The 17,886-nt window shown below is 58.8% G+C and carries 19 protein-coding genes and 1 tRNA gene; 10 read left to right on the forward strand and 10 right to left on the reverse strand.

Annotated elements, in window-relative coordinates:
- Nucleotides 1-10: 10 nt before the first annotated feature.
- The 5 genes from gcvH to B9Z43_RS02175 all read right to left on the reverse strand — a co-directional run bounded on the left by gcvH (nucleotide 11) and on the right by B9Z43_RS02175 (nucleotide 5,189).
- Nucleotides 11-373 carry a glycine cleavage system protein GcvH gene (gene gcvH / locus B9Z43_RS02155; protein ID WP_108322500.1) on the reverse strand — a complete coding sequence of 121 codons (363 nt, stop codon included), beginning with the start codon at nucleotides 371-373 and terminating at the stop codon, nucleotides 11-13.
- A 73-nt stretch (nucleotides 374-446) separates the two neighbouring features.
- Nucleotides 447-1,739, reverse strand: a complete 1,293-nt coding sequence (locus tag B9Z43_RS02160) for a TRAP transporter large permease (RefSeq protein ID WP_108322501.1) — start codon at nucleotides 1,737-1,739, stop codon at nucleotides 447-449.
- Complete coding sequence (locus B9Z43_RS02165) at nucleotides 1,736-2,248, reverse strand: TRAP transporter small permease (protein ID WP_108322502.1); 513 nt, start codon at nucleotides 2,246-2,248, stop codon at nucleotides 1,736-1,738. The genes B9Z43_RS02160 and B9Z43_RS02165 overlap by 4 nt, the downstream gene beginning before the upstream one ends.
- Nucleotides 2,249-2,336: 88 nt before the next feature.
- Nucleotides 2,337-3,308 carry a TRAP transporter substrate-binding protein gene (locus tag B9Z43_RS02170; protein ID WP_108322503.1) on the reverse strand — a complete coding sequence of 324 codons (972 nt, stop codon included), beginning with the start codon at nucleotides 3,306-3,308 and terminating at the stop codon, nucleotides 2,337-2,339.
- A 189-nt stretch (nucleotides 3,309-3,497) separates the two neighbouring features.
- A complete protein-coding gene (locus B9Z43_RS02175) occupies nucleotides 3,498-5,189 on the reverse strand; it encodes an electron transfer flavoprotein-ubiquinone oxidoreductase (RefSeq protein WP_108322504.1) in 1,692 nt (563 codons plus the stop codon).
- A gap of 144 nt (nucleotides 5,190-5,333) precedes the next feature.
- On the opposite strand from B9Z43_RS02175, the gene B9Z43_RS02180 reads away from it, so the two are divergent.
- Nucleotides 5,334-6,116 carry an SDR family oxidoreductase gene (locus B9Z43_RS02180; protein WP_108322505.1) on the forward strand — a complete coding sequence of 261 codons (783 nt, stop codon included), beginning with the start codon at nucleotides 5,334-5,336 and terminating at the stop codon, nucleotides 6,114-6,116.
- 11 nt (nucleotides 6,117-6,127) lie between these two features.
- Nucleotides 6,128-6,550, forward strand: a complete 423-nt coding sequence (locus B9Z43_RS02185) for a thioesterase family protein (protein WP_108322506.1) — start codon at nucleotides 6,128-6,130, stop codon at nucleotides 6,548-6,550.
- A gap of 12 nt (nucleotides 6,551-6,562) precedes the next feature.
- Here B9Z43_RS02185 and B9Z43_RS02190 read toward each other — a convergent pair whose 3' ends face one another.
- Nucleotides 6,563-7,456: a metal-dependent hydrolase gene (locus B9Z43_RS02190; protein ID WP_108322507.1), complete on the reverse strand. Its 894-nt coding sequence runs from the start codon at nucleotides 7,454-7,456 to the stop codon at nucleotides 6,563-6,565.
- Between the two features lie 97 nt (nucleotides 7,457-7,553).
- Here B9Z43_RS02190 and B9Z43_RS02195 point away from each other — a divergent pair, with 97 nt between their 5' ends.
- Nucleotides 7,554-8,267, forward strand: a complete 714-nt coding sequence (locus B9Z43_RS02195) for a TetR/AcrR family transcriptional regulator (protein ID WP_108322508.1) — start codon at nucleotides 7,554-7,556, stop codon at nucleotides 8,265-8,267.
- 114 nt (nucleotides 8,268-8,381) lie between these two features.
- Here the strand turns inward: B9Z43_RS02195 and B9Z43_RS02200 are convergent, their stop codons facing one another.
- On the reverse strand, nucleotides 8,382-8,978 hold the full coding sequence (locus B9Z43_RS02200) for a peroxidase-related enzyme (RefSeq protein ID WP_108322509.1): 597 nt from the start codon (nucleotides 8,976-8,978) through the stop codon (nucleotides 8,382-8,384).
- A gap of 67 nt (nucleotides 8,979-9,045) precedes the next feature.
- Here B9Z43_RS02200 and B9Z43_RS02205 point away from each other — a divergent pair, with 67 nt between their 5' ends.
- The 3 genes from B9Z43_RS02205 (at nucleotide 9,046) to B9Z43_RS17325 (ending at nucleotide 12,594) form a co-directional block, all read left to right on the forward strand.
- Entirely contained in the window at nucleotides 9,046-9,468 is a 423-nt protein-coding gene (locus B9Z43_RS02205; protein WP_108323149.1) for a carboxymuconolactone decarboxylase family protein, read from the forward strand.
- 78 nt (nucleotides 9,469-9,546) lie between these two features.
- Complete coding sequence (locus B9Z43_RS02210) at nucleotides 9,547-10,218, forward strand: nitroreductase (RefSeq protein WP_108322510.1); 672 nt, start codon at nucleotides 9,547-9,549, stop codon at nucleotides 10,216-10,218.
- A gap of 57 nt (nucleotides 10,219-10,275) precedes the next feature.
- Nucleotides 10,276-12,594 carry an acyl-CoA dehydrogenase family protein gene (locus B9Z43_RS17325; RefSeq protein ID WP_108322511.1) on the forward strand — a complete coding sequence of 773 codons (2,319 nt, stop codon included), beginning with the start codon at nucleotides 10,276-10,278 and terminating at the stop codon, nucleotides 12,592-12,594.
- 12 nt (nucleotides 12,595-12,606) lie between these two features.
- Here B9Z43_RS17325 and B9Z43_RS02220 read toward each other — a convergent pair whose 3' ends face one another.
- Entirely contained in the window at nucleotides 12,607-13,185 is a 579-nt protein-coding gene (locus B9Z43_RS02220; RefSeq protein WP_108322512.1) for a PAS and helix-turn-helix domain-containing protein, read from the reverse strand.
- 77 nt (nucleotides 13,186-13,262) lie between these two features.
- Here B9Z43_RS02220 and B9Z43_RS02225 point away from each other — a divergent pair, with 77 nt between their 5' ends.
- The 3 genes from B9Z43_RS02225 (at nucleotide 13,263) to B9Z43_RS02235 (ending at nucleotide 15,677) form a co-directional block, all read left to right on the forward strand.
- On the forward strand, nucleotides 13,263-13,970 hold the full coding sequence (locus tag B9Z43_RS02225) for a CoA transferase subunit A (protein ID WP_108322513.1): 708 nt from the start codon (nucleotides 13,263-13,265) through the stop codon (nucleotides 13,968-13,970).
- A 1-nt stretch (nucleotide 13,971) separates the two neighbouring features.
- Entirely contained in the window at nucleotides 13,972-14,613 is a 642-nt protein-coding gene (locus B9Z43_RS02230) for a 3-oxoacid CoA-transferase subunit B (protein ID WP_108322514.1), read from the forward strand.
- A 224-nt stretch (nucleotides 14,614-14,837) separates the two neighbouring features.
- The gene (locus B9Z43_RS02235; protein WP_158270054.1) at nucleotides 14,838-15,677 is read left to right on the forward strand and encodes a hypothetical protein; all 840 of its coding nucleotides are present in this window, start codon (nucleotides 14,838-14,840) and stop codon (nucleotides 15,675-15,677) included.
- Between the two features lie 62 nt (nucleotides 15,678-15,739).
- Here the strand turns inward: B9Z43_RS02235 and B9Z43_RS02240 are convergent, their stop codons facing one another.
- Both B9Z43_RS02240 and B9Z43_RS02245 read right to left on the reverse strand, forming a co-directional pair.
- Complete coding sequence (locus tag B9Z43_RS02240; protein ID WP_108323152.1) at nucleotides 15,740-16,537, reverse strand: plasmid replication/partition related protein; 798 nt, start codon at nucleotides 16,535-16,537, stop codon at nucleotides 15,740-15,742.
- A gap of 62 nt (nucleotides 16,538-16,599) precedes the next feature.
- Nucleotides 16,600-16,670: transfer RNA gene (locus B9Z43_RS02245), tRNA-Gly, on the reverse strand.
- 154 nt (nucleotides 16,671-16,824) lie between these two features.
- Here B9Z43_RS02245 and B9Z43_RS02250 point away from each other — a divergent pair.
- Nucleotides 16,825-17,847, forward strand: coding sequence for a tripartite tricarboxylate transporter substrate binding protein (locus B9Z43_RS02250; RefSeq protein ID WP_108322516.1), 1,023 nt, complete (start codon nucleotides 16,825-16,827; stop codon nucleotides 17,845-17,847).
- The last annotated feature ends 39 nt before the right edge of the window (nucleotides 17,848-17,886 follow it).

Below are 17,886 nucleotides of genomic sequence, written 5' to 3' on the forward strand. Positions count from 1 at the left end.
GCGCGCCTGATCAGATGATTTTTTGGTAAGCCGCTTCGTCCAGCAGGCTGTCCAGATCGACCAAGTTGGTCAGGCGGGCCTTGAAGAACCACCCTTGGCCCAGTGGATCCGAGTTGGCCAGCGAAGGATCGGCGCGCAAGGCCTCGTTGACCTCGATGATTTCGCCGCCAGCGGGCATGTGCACATCGGCCGCGGCCTTGACCGACTCGACCACACCAGCCACGGCCTTGGCGTCAAAAGTGGCACCGATGGCTGGCAGGTCCACGAAAACAATGTCCCCCAGAGTGTCTTGCGCATGGACGGTGATGCCCATGACGGCGATGTCGCCCTCGCGTTTCAACCAGGTGTGTTCGTCTGAAAAAAGGAATGACATGAGCGACTCGAATGGGGCTTGAAATCAAGAAACGCCCCGAAGGGCGTTTCGTTTTTTTCGATTATAGGCAGTCTTACTTGAAGCCCATCACATGCGGCAACCAATTGGACAAGGCAGGCACAAAGGTCAGCAAGACCAGCACAACGCCATGCGCCCAGAGGAAGGGCTTGAGCTCGCGGGTCAGGTCATTCAGGGGCACCTTGGACACATTGGAGGTGACAAAGAGCAAGCCCCCCACAGGCGGGGTGATCATGCCCAGCGTGAGGTTGTAGATCACCACCATCGCGAAGTGGATCGGATCAATGCCCAGCTTGGCCGCCACGGGCGCCAAGATGGGCACCAGCACCATCACGCCCGGCAGGGGTTCGATGAAGATGCCAAAGATCAGCAGAAAGATGTTGATGACGATCAGGAAGCCCCAGACGCTCAGGTTCATGCCGGAGATCCAATTGGCCACGGTTTGCGGCATGCCTTCGATGGTCAAGATCCAGGCAAACGAGGCCGATGTGCCAATGATCAACAGCACCGATGCGGTCAAAAGCGCAGAGCGCGACAGAATGTCCGGCACAGCCTTCCACTCCAGCGTGCGGTACACGTATTTGCCGCAGATCAGCGCATAGAACACGGCCACCACCGATGCTTCTGTGGGGGTGAACCAGCCGGCGCGCATGCCGCCCAAAATCAGCACGGGCAGCAAGATGGCGGGCAGAGCCTTCCAGGTGGTCGCCAAAATCTCAGCCCCTGTGGGCAATTGGCCGTCACCCTTGTAATTGCGTTGCTTGGAAACGTAAAAGTTGACAAGGCACATGGCTGCTGCGATCAGCAAGCCTGGAATCAAACCCGCAATGAACAGGGCGCCCACCGAGACGTTGTCGTCGGCCAGGGCGTAAATGATCATGATGATCGATGGCGGGATGATCGGGCCCACGATGGCGGTGGACGCCGTGAGTGCGGCGGCGTAGGGGCGCCCATAGCCAGCCTTGTCCATCATGCGGATCAGCATGGAGCCCGGGCCTGCAGCGTCGGCCAATGCCGAGCCTGAAATGCCCGAGAAGAAGGTCAGCGAAACCACGTTGGTGTAACCCAGTCCGCCGCGCTTGTGACCTACAAACTGGCCGGCGAACTTGAGCAGCACCTCGGTCAGAGAGCCGCCGCTCATCAGCTCGGCAGCCAGAATGAAGAAGGGCACCGCCATGAGTGGGAAACTGTCGACACCGGTGAAAGTTTCTTTCAGCAAGGCCAGCATGGGATAAGCATCGGACAGCACCAGCGCGGTCACGGTGGACAGGCCCAGCGCAAAGGCCACTGGCACACCAATGGCCAGGTAAATGCAGGCGGAAATCAAGAGGATCAGGCTGGCGCTCATAGGGATGCACTCGCGGTGGCGTCAAAGTGGGCATCGCTCGCAAATTCGCGGCGGGCGATGTAGCTGCGCACGATCAGCAGCCAATGGATCAAGGTCATGCCCATGCCCAGTGGCAGGGCCAGGTAAACCCAGGCAAAAGAGATCTGCGTGGCAGGGGTGATTTGGTATTGGGTGCGGTCCATGTATTGGATACCGAACCAGATGGAAAACACGCAAAAAGCGGTCACCAGCAAAGCGATCAGCACGCGCAGCATTTGCGCAGCTTTGGTCGGCATGCCGTCTTGCAAGTTGTCGATGGCGATGTGACCGCCGTAACGCAAGACCGGGCCGCAGCCGATGAAGGTCAACCAGATCATCATGTGACGGGCTACTTCTTCGGCCCATTCAATCGACTGGCTGGTGGTGTAGCGCAGCACAACGTTGGTGAAAATGATCACCGACATGGCTGCCAGAATCAGGATCAGTGCCCAGCGGTTGATCGCCAGAAAATAGTCTTCGAATTTTTTCATCACGTACCGGCCTTTCAAAGACCATCACCCATCAAAAAGGCCTGTGCCACCTTTGGCAGCACAGGCCCAAATACCCGCAGGAGTTTGTTCAGCGAATTTCCTGGATCTTGCGGATGTTATCAGCACCAAACTCTTTCGAGTATGAGGCATAAGCAGGCACCAGAGCATCGCGGAAGGCTTGGCCGTCCACTTTGCGCACAACAGTCATGCCGTCTTTTTCCAGCTGGGCGATGCCGTTGTTTTCATCTTCGTTGACTTTCTTGCGTTGGGCCACTTTGGCTTTTTGCGCTGCGTCGTAGAAGACCTTTTTGTCTGCATCGCTGAGCTTGTTCATCAAGCGGGGCGATGTGATCAAGAGGCCTGGCGAGTACACGTGCCCTGTCAAGGAGAGGTGTTTTTGCACTTGTGAGAATTTGGAAGCCAGGATCACGGGGATGGGGTTTTCCTGACCATCTACGGTACCTTGCTGCAAAGCGCCGAACACTTCAGGGAAGGCCATGGGCGTTGGCTGGATACCGAAGGTTTTGTAGCCGTCCATGTGCACCTTGTTTTCCATGGTGCGCATCTTCAGGCCCGATGCATCAGCGGGCTTGACGATGGGGCGCTTGCTGTTGGTCATGTGGCGAAAACCATTTTCGGTCCAGGCCAGAGCGATCAAGCCTTTGGAGGGGAACTTGGTCAGGATGTCCTGGCCAATGGGGCCGTCCATGACTTTGCGGGCGTGGTCATAGTCACGGAACAGGAAGGGGATGTCCACGATCTTGACTTCGGGCACGAAGTTGCCGACAGGGCCGGTGGAGGTATTGACCAGATCCAGTGTGCCCAGTTGGACAGCTTCGATCATTTCACGCTCGCCACCCAGCGAACCGCTGGGGAATTGCTGGCACTTGTAGCGACCTTGCGTGCCTTTTTCAATGTCGTCGCAAAAGACCGTGGAGCCCACGGCATAGTGGGACGTTGCCGATGTGGCATAGCCCAGTTTGAGGACTGTTTGTGCAGAAGCAGCGCTCATCAGACCGAGAGCCATGCCCATGCCGATGGCCAATTTGTTCAGTTTCATTGAATGTCTCCAGTTGAAGGGGTGATGCAGTCGAGAAAACTCAACTTGTCATACAACTTTGATTATGGCGACAAGCGGGACAAGGCCAATAAGGGTTTTCTCTTGGTGTGATGCCAAGGTGACGCCCAAGTGGCCCTGCAGGCAAAAAAAAGGAGGCCACGAGGGCCTCCTGGGTTCAATCGAGCCGCATCACATGCCCGAATAGTTCGGTCCGCCGCCACCTTCAGGTGTCACCCACACAATGTTTTGCGTGGGGTCCTTGATGTCGCAAGTCTTGCAGTGCACGCAGTTTTGCGCGTTGATCTGCAGGCGGTCGCTGTTGTCTTCGTTCTTGACGAATTCGTAGACGCCGGCCGGGCAGTAGCGGCTCTCTGGGCCACCGAACTTGGCCAGGTTGATGCTCACGGGCACCGAGGCGTCTTTGAGCGTGAGGTGCGCAGGCTGGTTTTCTTCGTGGTTGGTGTTGCTGATGAACACGCTGGAGAGGCGGTCAAAAGTCAGCTTGCCATCCGGCTTGGGGTAGTCGATCTTGGGGCAATCGGCCGCAGGCTTCAGGTAGGTGTGGTCGGCCTTGTCGCGGCGCAGCGTCCACGGAATGTGGCCGCGCAGCACGAACTGCTCAAAGCCGTTCATCAGGGTGGCGACTGTCAGGCCCTTCTTGAACCAGCTCTTGAAGTTGCGCGACTTGTTGAGTTCGGTGTGCAACCAGCTGGCTTCAAAGGCCTCGGGGTAGGCGGCCAACTCGTCGTGCTGACGGCCCGCCACGATGGCGCCATAAGCCGCTTCGGCGGCCTGCATGCCAGTCTTGATGGCAGCGTGGCTGCCCTTGATGCGGCTGACGTTCAGGTAACCGGCGTCACAACCGACCAGCGCTCCGCCCGGGAACACCGTCTTGGGCAGGCTCATCAGGCCGCCTGCGGTGATGGCGCGTGCGCCGTAGCCGATGCGCTTGGCGTTGACTTCGCCCTTGTCGTTGGTGAAGTACCACTTGATGTTGTTGTGGGTCTTCCAGCGCTGGAACTCTTCAAAGGGGCTGAGCCAGGGGTTGGCATAGTCCAGACCCACCACGTAACCGATGGCGATCTTGTTGTCTTCCATGTGGTACATGAACGCGCCGCCGTAGGTGTCGTTGTTCATGGGCCAGCCGGCGGTGTGCATCACAAAGCCAGGGGTGTGACGAGAGGGATCGATTTCCCAGACTTCCTTGATGCCGATGCCGTAGGTTTGCGGGTCGCGGCCTTCGTCCAGTTTGTACTTGGCGATCAGTTGCTTGCCCAGGTGACCGCGCGCGCCTTCGGCGAACACGGTGTACTTGCCGTGCAGTTCCATGCCCAGCTGGAAGTTTTCGGTCGGCTCGCCGTCTTTGCCCACACCCATGTTGCCGGTGGCCACGCCTTTGACGGAACCGTCTGCGTTGTAGAGCACTTCGGCGGCGGTGAAGCCAGGGAAGATTTCAACGCCGAGGTTCTCCGCTTGCTGGGCCAGCCAGCGCGTGAAGTTGCTCAGGCTGATGATGTAGTTGCCGTGGTTTTGCGCGCATTCGGGCAAGAAGATGCCAGGGGTGCGCGTGGCGCCGGTCTCGGACAAGAAGCTCCAGGCGTCGTCGGTCACGGGCTGGTTGAGTGGTGCGCCCAGTTCTTTCCAGTTGGGAAAGAGTTCGGTCAGGGCCTTGGGGTCCATGATGGCGCCGCTCAGGATATGCGCACCCGGTTCGCCGCCTTTTTCCAGGACCACCACCGAGACGTCCTGGCCTTTTTCGGCGGCCAGTTGTTTCAGTCGAATGGCCGTCGACAGGCCGCCAGGGCCGCCGCCGACCACGACCACGTCGTATTCCATGGATTCGCGGGGACCATAAGTGCTCAAAATCTCTTCGGGGCTCATGAACGTCTCTTGATGAAGTTGTGAATGCAGATGCCCGACGGTCTGTCGGACGAGTGACTCATTTTATGCGGCTACAGCGCCGTTCCCCCGCACAATGGCGTCACTTGTGGTTTCCACTGAATTGTGCACATTGAAGGAGTTGTCATGGCGTATGAAATCGATTTGTCCGGCCGCGTGGCCTTGGTGACGGGCGCATCCAGCGGTTTGGGCGCCCAGTTTGCCAAAACCCTGGCTGCAGCCGGTGCGGGCGTGGTGCTGGCCAGCCGCCGGGTGGACAAGCTCAAGGACTTGCGCGCCGAGATCGAGGCCGCAGGCGGCAACGCCCATGTGGTGGCGATGGACGTGACTGACAAACACAGCATTGCCGCCGCTGTGGCGTATGCCGAGACCGAGATGGGCAGCATCGACATTCTCGTCAACAACTCGGGCGTGAGCACGACCCAGCGCATTCAGGATGTGAGCGAGGAAGATTACGACTTCGTCATGGACACCAATGTGCGCGGTGCGTTCTTTGTGGCGCAAGAGGTGGGTAAACGCATGCTGGCCCGCGCCAAAGGCGCAGCGCCGGGCAGCTTCACGGGCGGGCGCGTCATCAACATCGCCTCGATGGCGGGCCTCAAGGTCTTGCCGCAAATCGGCGTGTACTGCATGAGCAAGGCGGCCGTGATCCAGATGACCAAGGCCTTTGCGGTGGAGTGGGGCCGTTTTGGCATCAACGTCAACGCAATTTGCCCCGGTTACATCGACACCGAGATCAACCACCACCACTGGGAAACCGAACAGGGTCAAAAGCTGATCAGCATGCTGCCGCGCAAACGCGTGGGCCAACCGCAAGACCTGGATGCCTTGCTGGTGATGTTGGCCAGCGACCAGAGCCATTTCATCAACGGCGCCGTGATCTCGGCCGATGATGGCTTCGCGGTCTGAGGAGTCGCGCCATGAAATTTGAATTGCCAGAGCACAAAAAACTTGTGCACCAGATGGTGATCCCCATCCGCTGGGGCGACATGGACGCGATGGGTCATGTCAACAACACGGTGTATTTCCGCTACCTGGAAACCATCCGCATCGACTGGTTTGAGGCGATCGGCTGTCAGGTCAACCCGCAAGGGCAGGGGCCCGTGATCGTGAACGCGTTTTGCAATTTCTACAAACAGTTCGAGTACCCTGGCGACATCCTGGCCAAGATGTACGTGAGCGACCCCGGTCGCACCACCTTTGAAAGCTGGTGCACTTTGGAGCGCACCGATCAAGCGGGCGTGGTGTTTGCGGCAGGCGGGGCCACCACGATCTGGGTGGATTTCCCCCAGCAAAAATCGGTGACTTTGCCCGACTGGGTCAAGGCCTTGGTCACGCCTTGAGGCCCTGATGGCTCAGGCTTTGGCGCCCACGGCGGTCCACTGGCTGGCGTGCTGGTTCAGCCAGTCGCTGGCCTGGGTGGGGTGACCCAACTGCATCGGGTGAAAGTCTTTGCGGGTGTATTCCCACACAGGCTTGGCGACACGCCAGACCATGCCGCGCCGACCGAACAGGAACTTGCTGGCAGACCACCATGTAGAGGGTTTGAACAGCGTTTTGTCGTGCCACAGGTTGTTGACCGTTTGGCGAAACACATCGGTGCTGAACTGGATCGTGACGTACCAGAACCAGCGCATGCGCCAAGCGTGGTTGCCGCCCAGACGTTGGTACAGGTCGAAAGCCACGCATTTGTGCTCGGATTCTTCGGCCGCGTGCCAGCGCCACAGGGTTTTGAGGGGTTCTTCGGCGCCCGCAAACCAGTCGCCCGGTTGGTCCAGGTTTTCCAGGGTCAGGTCGCCAAAAATCGATGTGAAGTGCTCAAAGGCAGCCGTGATGGCCAATTCATGCAGGTGACCCTTGGCGCTTTTGCTGAAGAACTCTTCCCGGCCTTTTTTCAGGCGGCGCTCTGCGCGAGGTCCCCAGTGGTTGACCAAGCCTTGCTTTTCAAGGTGGGCGTTGTACAGGCCGTGCAGATGGCGGTGCGTGGCCTCCTGGCCGATGAAGCCTTTGGCGACACTTTTGAGGTCCTCATTTTCGGGGGTGTCGGGCAAGGCTTTGGCGCCGTTTTTCACCGCATCAATGAAGGACTGTTCGCCCACCGGGAAGCTCATCGACAGGGCATTGGTGTACGCCGTCAAAAACGCGTCGCCGCCATTCCAATGGCGCGAAAAGCCTTTGGACAGGTCCACGGAAAGTCTGCGGACGGTCAAGTCGGTGGGGGCCTGTGCGGTGTTTGGTTTGGCTTGCATGGTGTGGTTTCCGTGATCGAGCAGAATATGAGCATTATTCAGCTTTTCGGGCGCTGCACAACTCGCAATCCGCTCAGATATTCTCAAGGCCATTGCCATGCCATCTTCCAGACACGCCAGCAAGCCACAAGCACCGCCCGCCGGGCGTCGCCAGCCGACGCAGGCGCGAGCGCAGCAGACGATTCAAACCCTTTTTAAAGCCGCTGCTCAGATTTTGGACAAGGAGGGCGAGGCCGGTTTGACCACCAACAAGGTGGCTGCCGTCGCCGGTTTTTCGATTGGCACGCTTTACCAGTACTTTCCCAGCAAGGAAATGCTGGTGCGCGCCATGTCCGCGCGCGGGCAAGATCTGGTGTTGCAAGAGCTGGAGGGGTATTTGCGCGAACTGGAAACCTGTGCCGATGTTCAGCACATGGATGGCCGTGAACTGTTGGGCAAAGCCATCCACATCTTGTTGCAGGGTTTTGCCAAGGGCAAAGGCCTGAGCCAGACCCTGATCCGACTGGGCTGGACACTGGAGCAACCCGACGAAACCGCCAACGCGGTGCGCCAAGTGGCAGACCGCTTGGCGATCTTTTTCGAACGGATTGCCCACCCCGCGCTGCAAACCCCCAGCGCCGCGCAGATGTTTGTGCTGACGCGCTCGGTGATCGGGACTTTGCGCAGCGCCAGCCTCGAAAAGTCACCGCTGCTGGGCAGCCCTGCGTTTGAAGATGCACTCACCCAAATGGCCTGGGCCTTGCTGGCAAGCCAGGCATGGACCCCCGATCAAGTCGGGGGTGACAAGCTTTCAACGCCATGCCCGGTTTGACGGGGTATCCACGCACGCACAAGCGCCCCTTCGATGTCATACCCGGCTTGACCGGGTATCCATGTCAGTCAAAGGCCATGCTCGCCGATCTAGTCGCGGGTGACAACAGGCCCTTCAAGCCGCAGGCTTGGCCTTGGGGGCACGACCCATCAAATAAAACTCGGGGTTGGGCATCATGCCGCTGAAGCTGGCCATGCGGTTAGACAGACCAAAGAAAGCGGTGATGGCTGCGATGTCCCAGATGTCCTCGTCGTTGAAGCCGTGTGCGTGCAGGGCGGCAAAGTCGGCGTCTTCCACCTCATCGGAGTGGTTGCAGACCTTGAGCGCAAAGTCGAGCATGGCGCGTTGGCGCGGGCTGATGTCGGCCTTGCGGTGGTTGATGGCCACCTGGTCAGCCACCAAGGGTTTCTTTTCGTAAATGCGCAAGATGGCCCCATGCGCCACCACGCAATACAGGCAGTGGTTGGCGGCGCTGGTGGTGGTCACGATCATCTCGCGCTCGCCCTTGGTCAGGCCACTCTCGCGCCCCACCGACTCGGGCACCATCAGGGCGTCGTGGTAGGCAAAGAAAGCGCGCCACTCGGCCGGGCGGCGGGCAAACGCCAAAAACACATTGGGCACAAAACCGGCTTTTTCCTGGACTTCGAGCACTTTGGCTTTGATGTCTTCGGGCAAATCATTGATTTCGGGGGCGGGGTAGCGTGTTGTCATGGGTGTGCTCGTCAAGGGTTTCAAAATGTTTATGCTTGACTCATTTTCCACCAAATGGAGTTTCACCATGACCGATTTGAACACCCCAGCTGCCCATTCAGCGCCGCTTGAATGGCCAACCGATGCCGATTTCCAAAACGGCTTGGCCACCCGCAGCCAAGTCGTGGGCACCGATTACGTCGAACGTGCCCTGGGCGGCGCGACCGAGTTCACCCAGCCCATGCAAGAGTTCATCACGCGCAACGCCTGGGGCAATGTCTGGCAGCGTCCGGGGCTTGACCTCAAAACCCGCAGCCTGATCACCGTGGCCATGCTCACTGCCCAAGGCAAACAGCAAGAACTCAAAGCCCACATTCGCGGCGCGTTGACCAACGGTGCCACCCCGGAGGAAATCCGCGAACTCATGCTGCACGCCACCGTGTACTGTGGGTTTCCGACAGCGATTGACGCGTTCCGCTGCGCCACAGAGGTTATCGAGCCCAAGTCTTGATGGCTTGAGTAACCTAGGCATCACGCTTGCATTGACGGTTCAGTGCTTTTCCCTCATCTTCGGATGAGGAGACAATGCATGGAATTCTCAGAACTCATCAAGGCCCGCAAAAGCGTTCGCGGTTACCAACAAAAACCCGTTCCTCGCGAGGTGATCGAAGACATCCTCGCGGTGGCCAAATGGTCACCCTCGTCGATGAACACACAGCCCTGGCATGTGCATGTGGTCACCGGTGAGCCACTCGAGCGCATCCGCCGGGGCAACACCGAAAACATGGTCAAGGGCGTGCCGCCCAAGCGCGACTTTCCGATGAAAGAGGCCTACGAGGGCATCCACCGCAAGCGCCAGGTCGACATCGCGATTCAATTGTTTGACGCCATGGGCATTGCCCGTGATGACAAAGAACGCCGCACCGATTGGGTGATGCGCGGTTTCCGCCAGTTCGACGCGCCTGTGTCGCTGGTGCTGACCTACGACAAATACCTCGAACCTGCGGCCATCAGCCAGTTTGACCTGGGGGCTTTGTCGCACGCCATCGTGCTGGCCGCCTGGGAGCGGGGCCTGGGCACCGTGATCAACGGGCAGGGCATCATGCAGTCGGCCGTGGTGCGCGAGCATGCGGGCATTCCGGACGACCAGAACATCATGATCTGCATCGCTTTGGGCTACCCGGACGAAGACTTTGTGGCCAACACCGTCAAGTCGGTGCGCGAAGACGAAGCCAACTTTGTGCGTTACGTCGGTTTCTGATCGTTTTTATCCAGTTGCCATCGTGCGATGGCGACTGACTCTTTGAGTGAACACCCCATGAACTTGAGCAAAGAAGAGCTGGCTTTTCGCGACGAGGTGCGCGCCTTTTTGGCCGCTGAGCTGACCGACGATATCCGCTTGGGCGGGCGTCGCACCTCGGGCATTTTTTCGGACTACGAAGCCGGCATTCCGTGGCAGCGTATTTTGGCCAAGCGCGGCTGGGCTGCGCCGCACTGGCCGGTGGAGTGGGGTGGCTGCGGCTGGACACCGAGGCAACACGACATTTTTGCCAGCGAGATGGCGGCGGCCGATGCCCCCAAGGTCTCGCCCCTGGGGCTCGTCATGGCCGCGCCCGTGCTGGTGGCGTTTGGCACGCAGGCCCAAAAAGAGCGCTGGCTGCCCGACTTGCGCAACGGCGTGAGCTACTGGTGCCAAGGCTACAGCGAGCCGGGCTCCGGCTCCGACCTGGCCTCGCTGCAATGCCGTGCCCGCCGCGAAGGGAACGAATGGGTGATCAACGGCTCCAAAATTTGGACCACCCACGCCCACCGCGCCACGCACATGTTTTGCTTGGTGCGCACCGACAGCAGCGGCAAACCGCAGCAAGGCATCAGCTTCCTGATGTTCGAGCTGAACAACCCGGGCATCCAGATCAGGCCGATCATCAGCATCTCGGGCGACCACGAGTTCAACCAGGTCTTTTTTGACGAAGCCCGCGTGCCCGCTGACGCGCTGATTGGCGAAGAAAACCAAGGCTGGACGATTGCCAAATTCTTGTTGGAGCATGAGCGGGGTGGCTCGTCTGCGCCGTTCTTGCGGGGGCGGTTGGCCCGGCTGCACGAGTCCTTGCGCGAGGCGTTTGCATCAGGACACGCAGACTCCGAGCAAGAAGACATTGCCTTGACCTTGGCCAATGCGCAGTGCCATATCGACGCCTTGCACGCTTGGGAACAACAGGTGCTCACGGCGCGCATCGGCGGCGGCGCGCCGCCTTTCTGGCTGCCGGCTGCGCCGTCCATGGGCAAGGTGCTGGCCACCGAGCTCAAGCAACACCTGACCGAGTTGGGACTGGACATTGCAGGCCCTTACGGCGCCACCAGCCTCACTATTGAGGAGGCCAGCGCCCACGGGCTGCCAGTGCCCGAAGAGTCGGTGTTCGCCACCCGTGCGTATTTGAACGACCGCGCGGCCTCGATTTATGGCGGTACCAACGAAGTTCAGCGCAACTTGATCGCCCGCCACATTTTGGGCGCTGAGGTGGTGGAGCCAGTGGTGCCCACCGACGAAACGCAGGCCATGCTGCTGGCCAGTTTGCAAGGCTGGCTGCAAGACAAATTGCCCTTCGACAAACGTGCACAGATGATCGCCACACCTGAGGCGATTGCGCCGCTGTGGCAAGGCCTCACCCGTGAGCTGGGCCTTTTGGGCGCGGCACTGCCCGAACACTTGGGCGGCATGGGCGGTGGTTTGCCCGAGCAGATGCTGATCTGCCAGGCCCTGGGCGCGGCCTTGGTGGCCGAACCCTACAGCAGCACCGCTGTGCTGGGCGCGACCTTGCTCCAAGCGCTGTGCGACCCGGCAGCCGATGCTTTGCTCCAAGGCCTGGCCGACGGCCAAGTGCGCTTGGCCGTGGCGGCACTGGAGCCTACAGGGCGGACTGACTTGAGCCGGGTGCAGACCCGCTTGCACAACGCGAACGGCCAGATGCACATCAGCGGGCACAAAGCTTTGGTGCGCGGCGCAAGCGGGGCCACAAATTGGCTGGTGAGCGCGAAAGACGAAGCGGGCCATTTGCGCATCTGCTTGATCGACCCCGCAGCGAGTGCCGTGCAGCGGCGCGATCTGCGTCTGATCGACGGTGCTTGGGCGGCAGAGTTGGCCTTTGACCAATCGCCCGTGCAGGCCGTCTTGGGCCAGGGCGATGCGCTGTCCGCACTCATGCAAGCTTGGGACACGGCCACGCTGGCCGCAGGTGCCGAGGCCGTGGGCGTGATGCAGGCCTTGATGCGCGACACGCTCAACTACACCAGCCAGCGCAAACAGTTTGGCCAGCCCTTGGCTGCCTTTCAAGCTTTGCAACACCGTATGGCCGACATGTACATGGCCTTGGTGCAAGCCGCTGCTGCAGTAGGGGCTTGTGCCGATGTGGCGGGTGACAGCCCGGAGCACCGCGCCGAGCGGGTGTCATCGGCCCATGTGACGGTGCTGCGTGCGGCCCGCCTGGTGGGGCAGGGCGCGGTGCAGTTGCACGGCGGCATGGGCATGACCGACGAGTTGGCTGTGGGCCACGGCTTCAAGCGGCTCACGGTGATCGAACAGCAGTTTGGCGGGGTGGCGCAGCATCTGCGGCGGGTGGCGGGTTTGTCCCGTGCCTGAGCATTTAAATGTTCACCCCCGCATTAGCTTCTGAATCAAATCCGCAGCCCCTGAGGCCTCGTATTTGCGCATCAGCTTGACGCGGTAAATCTCCACTGTGCGGTGGCTGATCCCAAGAGCTCGACCGATCTCTTTGCTGGTCAGGCCGTCCATCAGGTGGGCGGCGACTTCGCGTTCGCGGGCGGTGAGTTCGGCCTTGACGGGTTTGCGCTCCGACAGGTCTTCAAAAGTCCAGATGCCCGCTTCGTGCGGGGCGTCTCGGTTGAGCGCTCGTCCGGTCACATGGCACCAAAAAGTCTCGCCTTTGAAGCGGCCGTCCACGCGCTTCATCACGCGGTCGTCGGCGTATACGCCCTTGGTATTCAGAATGGGACTGATGCGCTGGCCGGTGCGCTCGTACTCGTCGGCGCTGGGGTAGAGCAGCTGAAAGGTCTGGCCAATCAGTTGTTCTCGCGGCACGCCAAACATCTCGCACACGCGCTGGTTGCAGTCGACGATGGTGCGGTTGCGCGAAAGCACCATGCCGATGGGGGCCAAGTCAAAGGCGAGGCGGTAATCGATGTCGTTGGCAGTGGTGGAGGTATTGGGCATCAGGGCACACCATTACGAAAAACTACGTAATTGATTACGTAGTATCGTAGCGTTTTCATCCTCTACTGGAGACTGGTGTGAACAAGATTTTTCCTTCCGCAGCCGAGGCCTTGAAGGGCATCGTGGCTGACGGGCAACTCATTGGTGTGGGCGGTTTTGGCTTGTGCGGCATCCCCGAAGCCCTGATCGCTGCGCTCAAGGACAGCGGCGTGCAGAACCTGACCGCGATTTCCAACAACGCGGGCGTGGACGACTTTGGTCTGGGCATCTTGCTGCAGACCCGCCAGATCAAGAAGATGATTTCTTCTTATGTGGGCGAAAACAAAGAGTTCGAGCGTCAGTATTTGGCTGGCGAACTGGCTCTGGAGTTCACACCCCAAGGCACGCTGGCCGAGAAGCTGCGTGCGGGCGGCGCGGGCATCCCGGCTTTCTTCACCAAGACCGGTGTGGGCACATTGGTGGCCGAAGGCAAAGAGCTGCGCGAGTTTGACGGCGAGACCTATGTGATGGAGCGCTCTTTGGTGCCCGACGTGTCGTTGGTCAAGGCGCACCGCGCCGACAAGTCTGGCAACCTGCAGTTCCGCTACACCTCGCGCAACTTCAACCCGGCTGTGGCCATGGCGGGCAAGATCTGCGTGGTCGAGGTCGAAGAGATCGTCGAAACCGGCGAGATGCACCCCGACAGCGTGCACCTGCCGGGCATTTATGTGCACCGCATTGTGCTGAACCAGCACCCCGAAAAGCGCATCGAAAAACGCACGATCACCGAGAAAGCAGGAGTCTGATATGAGCTGGAGTCAAGACCAAATGGCCGCCCGTGCGGCCCACGAACTGGAAGACGGTTTCTATGTGAACCTGGGCATCGGCATCCCTACGCTGGTGGCCAACTTTGTGCCTGCAGACAAAGAAGTTTGGCTGCAAAGTGAAAACGGCATGCTGGGCATTGGCCCTTTCCCGAACGAAGACGAGGTCGATGCCGACCTGATCAACGCGGGCAAGCAAACGGTGACGACCATCAAGGGCTCATCGATTTTTGGCAGCGAGCAGTCGTTTGCCATGATCCGTGGCGGCAAGATCAACCTGTCGATCCTGGGCGCGATGCAGGTGAGCGAAAAGGGCGATCTGGCCAACTGGATGATCCCCGGCAAGATGGTCAAGGGCATGGGCGGCGCGATGGACCTGGTGGCAGGTGTCAAGCGCGTGATCATCTTGATGGAACACGTTGCCAAGAAAAAAGACGGCACCGAAGACCTGAAGATTTTGCCCAGCTGCACCTTGCCTTTGACGGGCGTGGGCGTGGTCGACCGCATCATCACCGACTTGGCTGTGATGGACGTGACCGATGCCGGCCTGAAGGTGGTTGAGTTGGCACCGGGCGTGACGCCCGAGTTGCTGCAAAGCAAGACGGGTGTGAAGCTGATGTTCTGACCTGCCGTTTGTTTTGATTTGACAAAAGCCGCGTATATCGCGGCTTTTTTCATGGTTCCAATGCATTAAATGATTAATAAATACCCATTGAAATATTTTTATATATCGTTTATATTAAAATATTAAGCAATCATGATTTATTGAGTCAACTTCTTGGTATGAATAACCCATCTTCTGATCGGTCGCGGGGCGACTTGCTGCGCAGCCTGCGAGAGGCTCAGAACTTGGATGTCGCAGAAGTGGCTAGGCTTGTTAATTTGTCATCTGGGCAAGTGTTTGAGTTGGAGTCCGGTGAATTGACCCTTGGCGGACGCTCCTTGTTTTACACCGTAGCCATCAAGGAAAAAGCAGCATCCAAACTTGCGCAAGTGTTGGGTGCAGATGCCAAAACGCTCTGGGGTAATCAGGCGCTGCCTGCAAAGCATTCCAAGGGAGGGTTGCCAGATTTACAGATACTGGACGATTTGGCTGACTTACTGAAGAAGCAATCGCAAGCCAGAGAACTATCGTCTGGTGAGCGTTTCTTCTCGTGGAAATGGGCTACTGCCCTTTTTGCTGCTTTGTGGCTTGCGGGTGCCGTTGGTTTTTATGGTCAAGCCGTTACAGCTTGGTTCCAATCTCAAAAAATCTTTGAAACGTTCTCTGCTCCGGCACCAACACCCGTAGCTGTAGACGCCAAGTCACCGGATTCGACCCCATCAGAAGTGCCACCAGCCCATGTGGTGTCACAGACCACAGAAATGGCCGCATCTGTCGCAGAAACATTGTGTGACAGCCAAGTGTCGCAGACCACAGTCACCCCAAGTCAACCGTCCAAAGCGGGAAACAGTGTTCATTTTGTGGCTTTGGAAGACTTGTCGATGTGCATCATCGATGGTGCAGGCAACAAAACACCCCTGACGCTCAAGGCTCAAGAATCAAAAACTATTTTGGGGAAATCCCCTTGGCATTTGCACATCGACAAGATCGTGTCCATGCAGATGTTCTTTCAAGGCCAAAAGATTTATTGGCCAGATGGTGAGCCCCGAGCCTTGCTGCTCAAGGAAGTTCCCGGAGAATATTGAAACCCGGAGATTGCAAGACAAATTAAAGGCCCCAATGATGGGGCCTTTTAAATTGTTCGCGCTCAATGCCTGAGTTGGGCTTGTAGTTGTGCGACCAGTTGGCGCAGTTGATGGTTTTCGGCCCTCAAGGCTATCACCTGTTCTTGAAGGCCATGGATGGATGGGGCTTCAGTTGTTGCACTTGGCTCAGCCTCGGACAGCACGGGTATGGCCATGGCATTGGCCCGTTTGACATCGCGCACGCGCTTGGCCACTTGTTTGAGATTGTCCTTGCCGGCCAACGCTGCATTTTTTTGTTCCTCAAGAGGCAACGTGGCCACTGCTGCGGCAGCATTGATGGAAATGTCGCCTGCTTTGACTGCTGCAACCACTTCAGGCGCGGCTTGCTTTTGGATCTTTTCGATTTGCATGACCTGCATGCTGCTCAGGCGTGCGACTTTGGCGATGTCGGTGCGGTTCTTCAACGCTTCCACGTCAGTGGATTCAGACAAGCTGTCTCGGACAAAAGCGCCATTTTCAGCAACCACTGCAGCTCGGCGCTCTTCGAGGATTTCGCGTTTGCGCAAAGCCAGCACGCCGCGCTGGAAGTCAGAGACACTGCGCCGTCCCAGGTGCTGGTCAATCATCCACAGATGCACATCCTCCATGGATCTGAACTTTGTGTGCTGCACCGTCTGAAAGGGCAGGCCGTACTTTTTGCAGATGCCGTACCGGTTGTGCCCATCCACCAGCACATCACCCCACAAAACAAGGGCATCTCGGCAACCCTCTGCCAGGATGCTGCGCTCCAGTGCTTTGTGCTCATCGGGCGTCAAGGGGTCGATGTAGGCCTTGAGTTCTTCGTTGACGATGATGTTCATGGTGAGGGCGTTGTCTGTTTCGGAAATGCCGAAGGCCCCTTGCGGGGCCTTCATGGAACTTGAGCGGGTGATGGGAATCGAACCCACGTTATTTGCTTGGGAAGCAAGAGTCCTACCATTGAACGACACCCGCGATTGCTCGATTGTACGTTGTCCCCAAGTGCCTGGTTTGTGCGCGGAACAGTCTCACGTGTGACGAATTTCAAGCGATGTGCAGGCTTACCCGGTGGACGTCCGCTTGTACTTCGCGTAACTTGGACTTTTCTGCACAACCGAAGTTTTTGAACATGACCATTGATCTCCAGACCCTGAACAAAACTACCGATGCACAACGGCGTAAAGCCTTGCAAGGCATGGCCGGCATCTTGGCTGGCATGAGTGCTCCTGCGCTGATCAGCGCGCCAGCTTGGGCACAAGACAAATTCCCCAGCAAAGCCATCACCCTGATTGCACCCTGGCCGCCCGGTGGCAGCAGTGATGCGGTCATGCGTGCTTTTGCCGAGAGTGCCTCGCGCGTCCTGGGCGTGTCGGTCATCGTGGACAACCGGCCCGGTGCTGGCGGTACCTTGGGCGCTACGGCCATGGTCAACGCCCGGCCTGATGGCTACACCCTCACGCAGCTGCCGCTGGGCGTGTACCGATTGCCTCACATGCAAAAGATGCCGTTTGATCCGGTCAAGGACCTGACGCACATCGCTTGCCTGACGGGCTACACCTTTGGCTTGGTGGCCACCATGGATGCGCCGTTCAAGACCCTCAAGGAAATGGTGGCGTATGCCAAGGCCAACCCGGGCAAAGTCGAGTACGGCAGCACCGGCACCGGCACCACGCCTCACTTGGCCATTGAAGAGTTCTCGCAAAAGGCGGGCATTGAACTCAACCACATCCCCTACAAAGGTTCCGCTGAATTGATGCAAGCCATTTTGGGCGGGCACATCCGCGTCATGAGCGGCACCACCGAATTCGCGCCGCTGGTCAAAGAGGGCAAGTTGCGCTTGCTGGCCACTTTGGGGCGCAACCGCACCAAGGCCTTTCCGGACATTCCCACAGTCAAGGAAAGCGGCTGGGACACCATCACCGAGTCGCCCTTTGGCATTGGCGGCCCCAAGGGCATGGACCCTGCCGTGGTGCGTGTGCTGCACGATGCCTTCAAGAAAACACTGGAAGACCCCAAGGTGCTCGACACGCTGGACCGCTTCTTCCAGCCGGTGATTTACATGGGCACCGAGGAATACACCCGCTACGGTGCGCGCACTTTCGAGGCCGAGCGCGCCACCATCGAGCGCTTGGGTTTGTCCAAGAAGTCATGAAAAAAGGCACCCTTGGGTGCCTTGGATCTCATGCATCAA

Origin of the sequence: Limnohabitans sp. MMS-10A-192 (assembly GCF_003063335.1) — a bacterium.
Classification (GTDB): Bacteria; Pseudomonadota; Gammaproteobacteria; order Burkholderiales; family Burkholderiaceae_C; genus Limnohabitans_A.

Coding starts and splice junctions, on each gene's coding strand:
- B9Z43_RS02195 (WP_108322508.1), top strand. CDS start 7,554: ATGCCATCTTCCAGACACGCCAGCAAGCCACAAGCACCGCCCGCCGGG.
- B9Z43_RS02190 (WP_108322507.1), bottom strand. CDS start 7,456: ATGCAAGCCAAACCAAACACCGCACAGGCCCCCACCGACTTGACCGTC.
- B9Z43_RS02165 (WP_108322502.1), bottom strand. CDS start 2,248: ATGAAAAAATTCGAAGACTATTTTCTGGCGATCAACCGCTGGGCACTG.
- B9Z43_RS02220 (WP_108322512.1), bottom strand. CDS start 13,185: ATGCCCAATACCTCCACCACTGCCAACGACATCGATTACCGCCTCGCC.
- B9Z43_RS02230 (WP_108322514.1), top strand. CDS start 13,972: ATGAGCTGGAGTCAAGACCAAATGGCCGCCCGTGCGGCCCACGAACTG.
- B9Z43_RS02240 (WP_108323152.1), bottom strand. CDS start 16,537: ATGAACATCATCGTCAACGAAGAACTCAAGGCCTACATCGACCCCTTG.
- B9Z43_RS02160 (WP_108322501.1), bottom strand. CDS start 1,739: ATGAGCGCCAGCCTGATCCTCTTGATTTCCGCCTGCATTTACCTGGCC.
- B9Z43_RS02175 (WP_108322504.1), bottom strand. CDS start 5,189: ATGAGCCCCGAAGAGATTTTGAGCACTTATGGTCCCCGCGAATCCATG.
- B9Z43_RS17325 (WP_108322511.1), top strand. CDS start 10,276: ATGAACTTGAGCAAAGAAGAGCTGGCTTTTCGCGACGAGGTGCGCGCC.
- B9Z43_RS02205 (WP_108323149.1), top strand. CDS start 9,046: ATGACCGATTTGAACACCCCAGCTGCCCATTCAGCGCCGCTTGAATGG.
- B9Z43_RS02185 (WP_108322506.1), top strand. CDS start 6,128: ATGAAATTTGAATTGCCAGAGCACAAAAAACTTGTGCACCAGATGGTG.
- B9Z43_RS02200 (WP_108322509.1), bottom strand. CDS start 8,978: ATGACAACACGCTACCCCGCCCCCGAAATCAATGATTTGCCCGAAGAC.
- B9Z43_RS02250 (WP_108322516.1), top strand. CDS start 16,825: ATGACCATTGATCTCCAGACCCTGAACAAAACTACCGATGCACAACGG.
- B9Z43_RS02210 (WP_108322510.1), top strand. CDS start 9,547: ATGGAATTCTCAGAACTCATCAAGGCCCGCAAAAGCGTTCGCGGTTAC.
- B9Z43_RS02170 (WP_108322503.1), bottom strand. CDS start 3,308: ATGAAACTGAACAAATTGGCCATCGGCATGGGCATGGCTCTCGGTCTG.
- B9Z43_RS02180 (WP_108322505.1), top strand. CDS start 5,334: ATGGCGTATGAAATCGATTTGTCCGGCCGCGTGGCCTTGGTGACGGGC.
- gcvH (WP_108322500.1), bottom strand. CDS start 373: ATGTCATTCCTTTTTTCAGACGAACACACCTGGTTGAAACGCGAGGGC.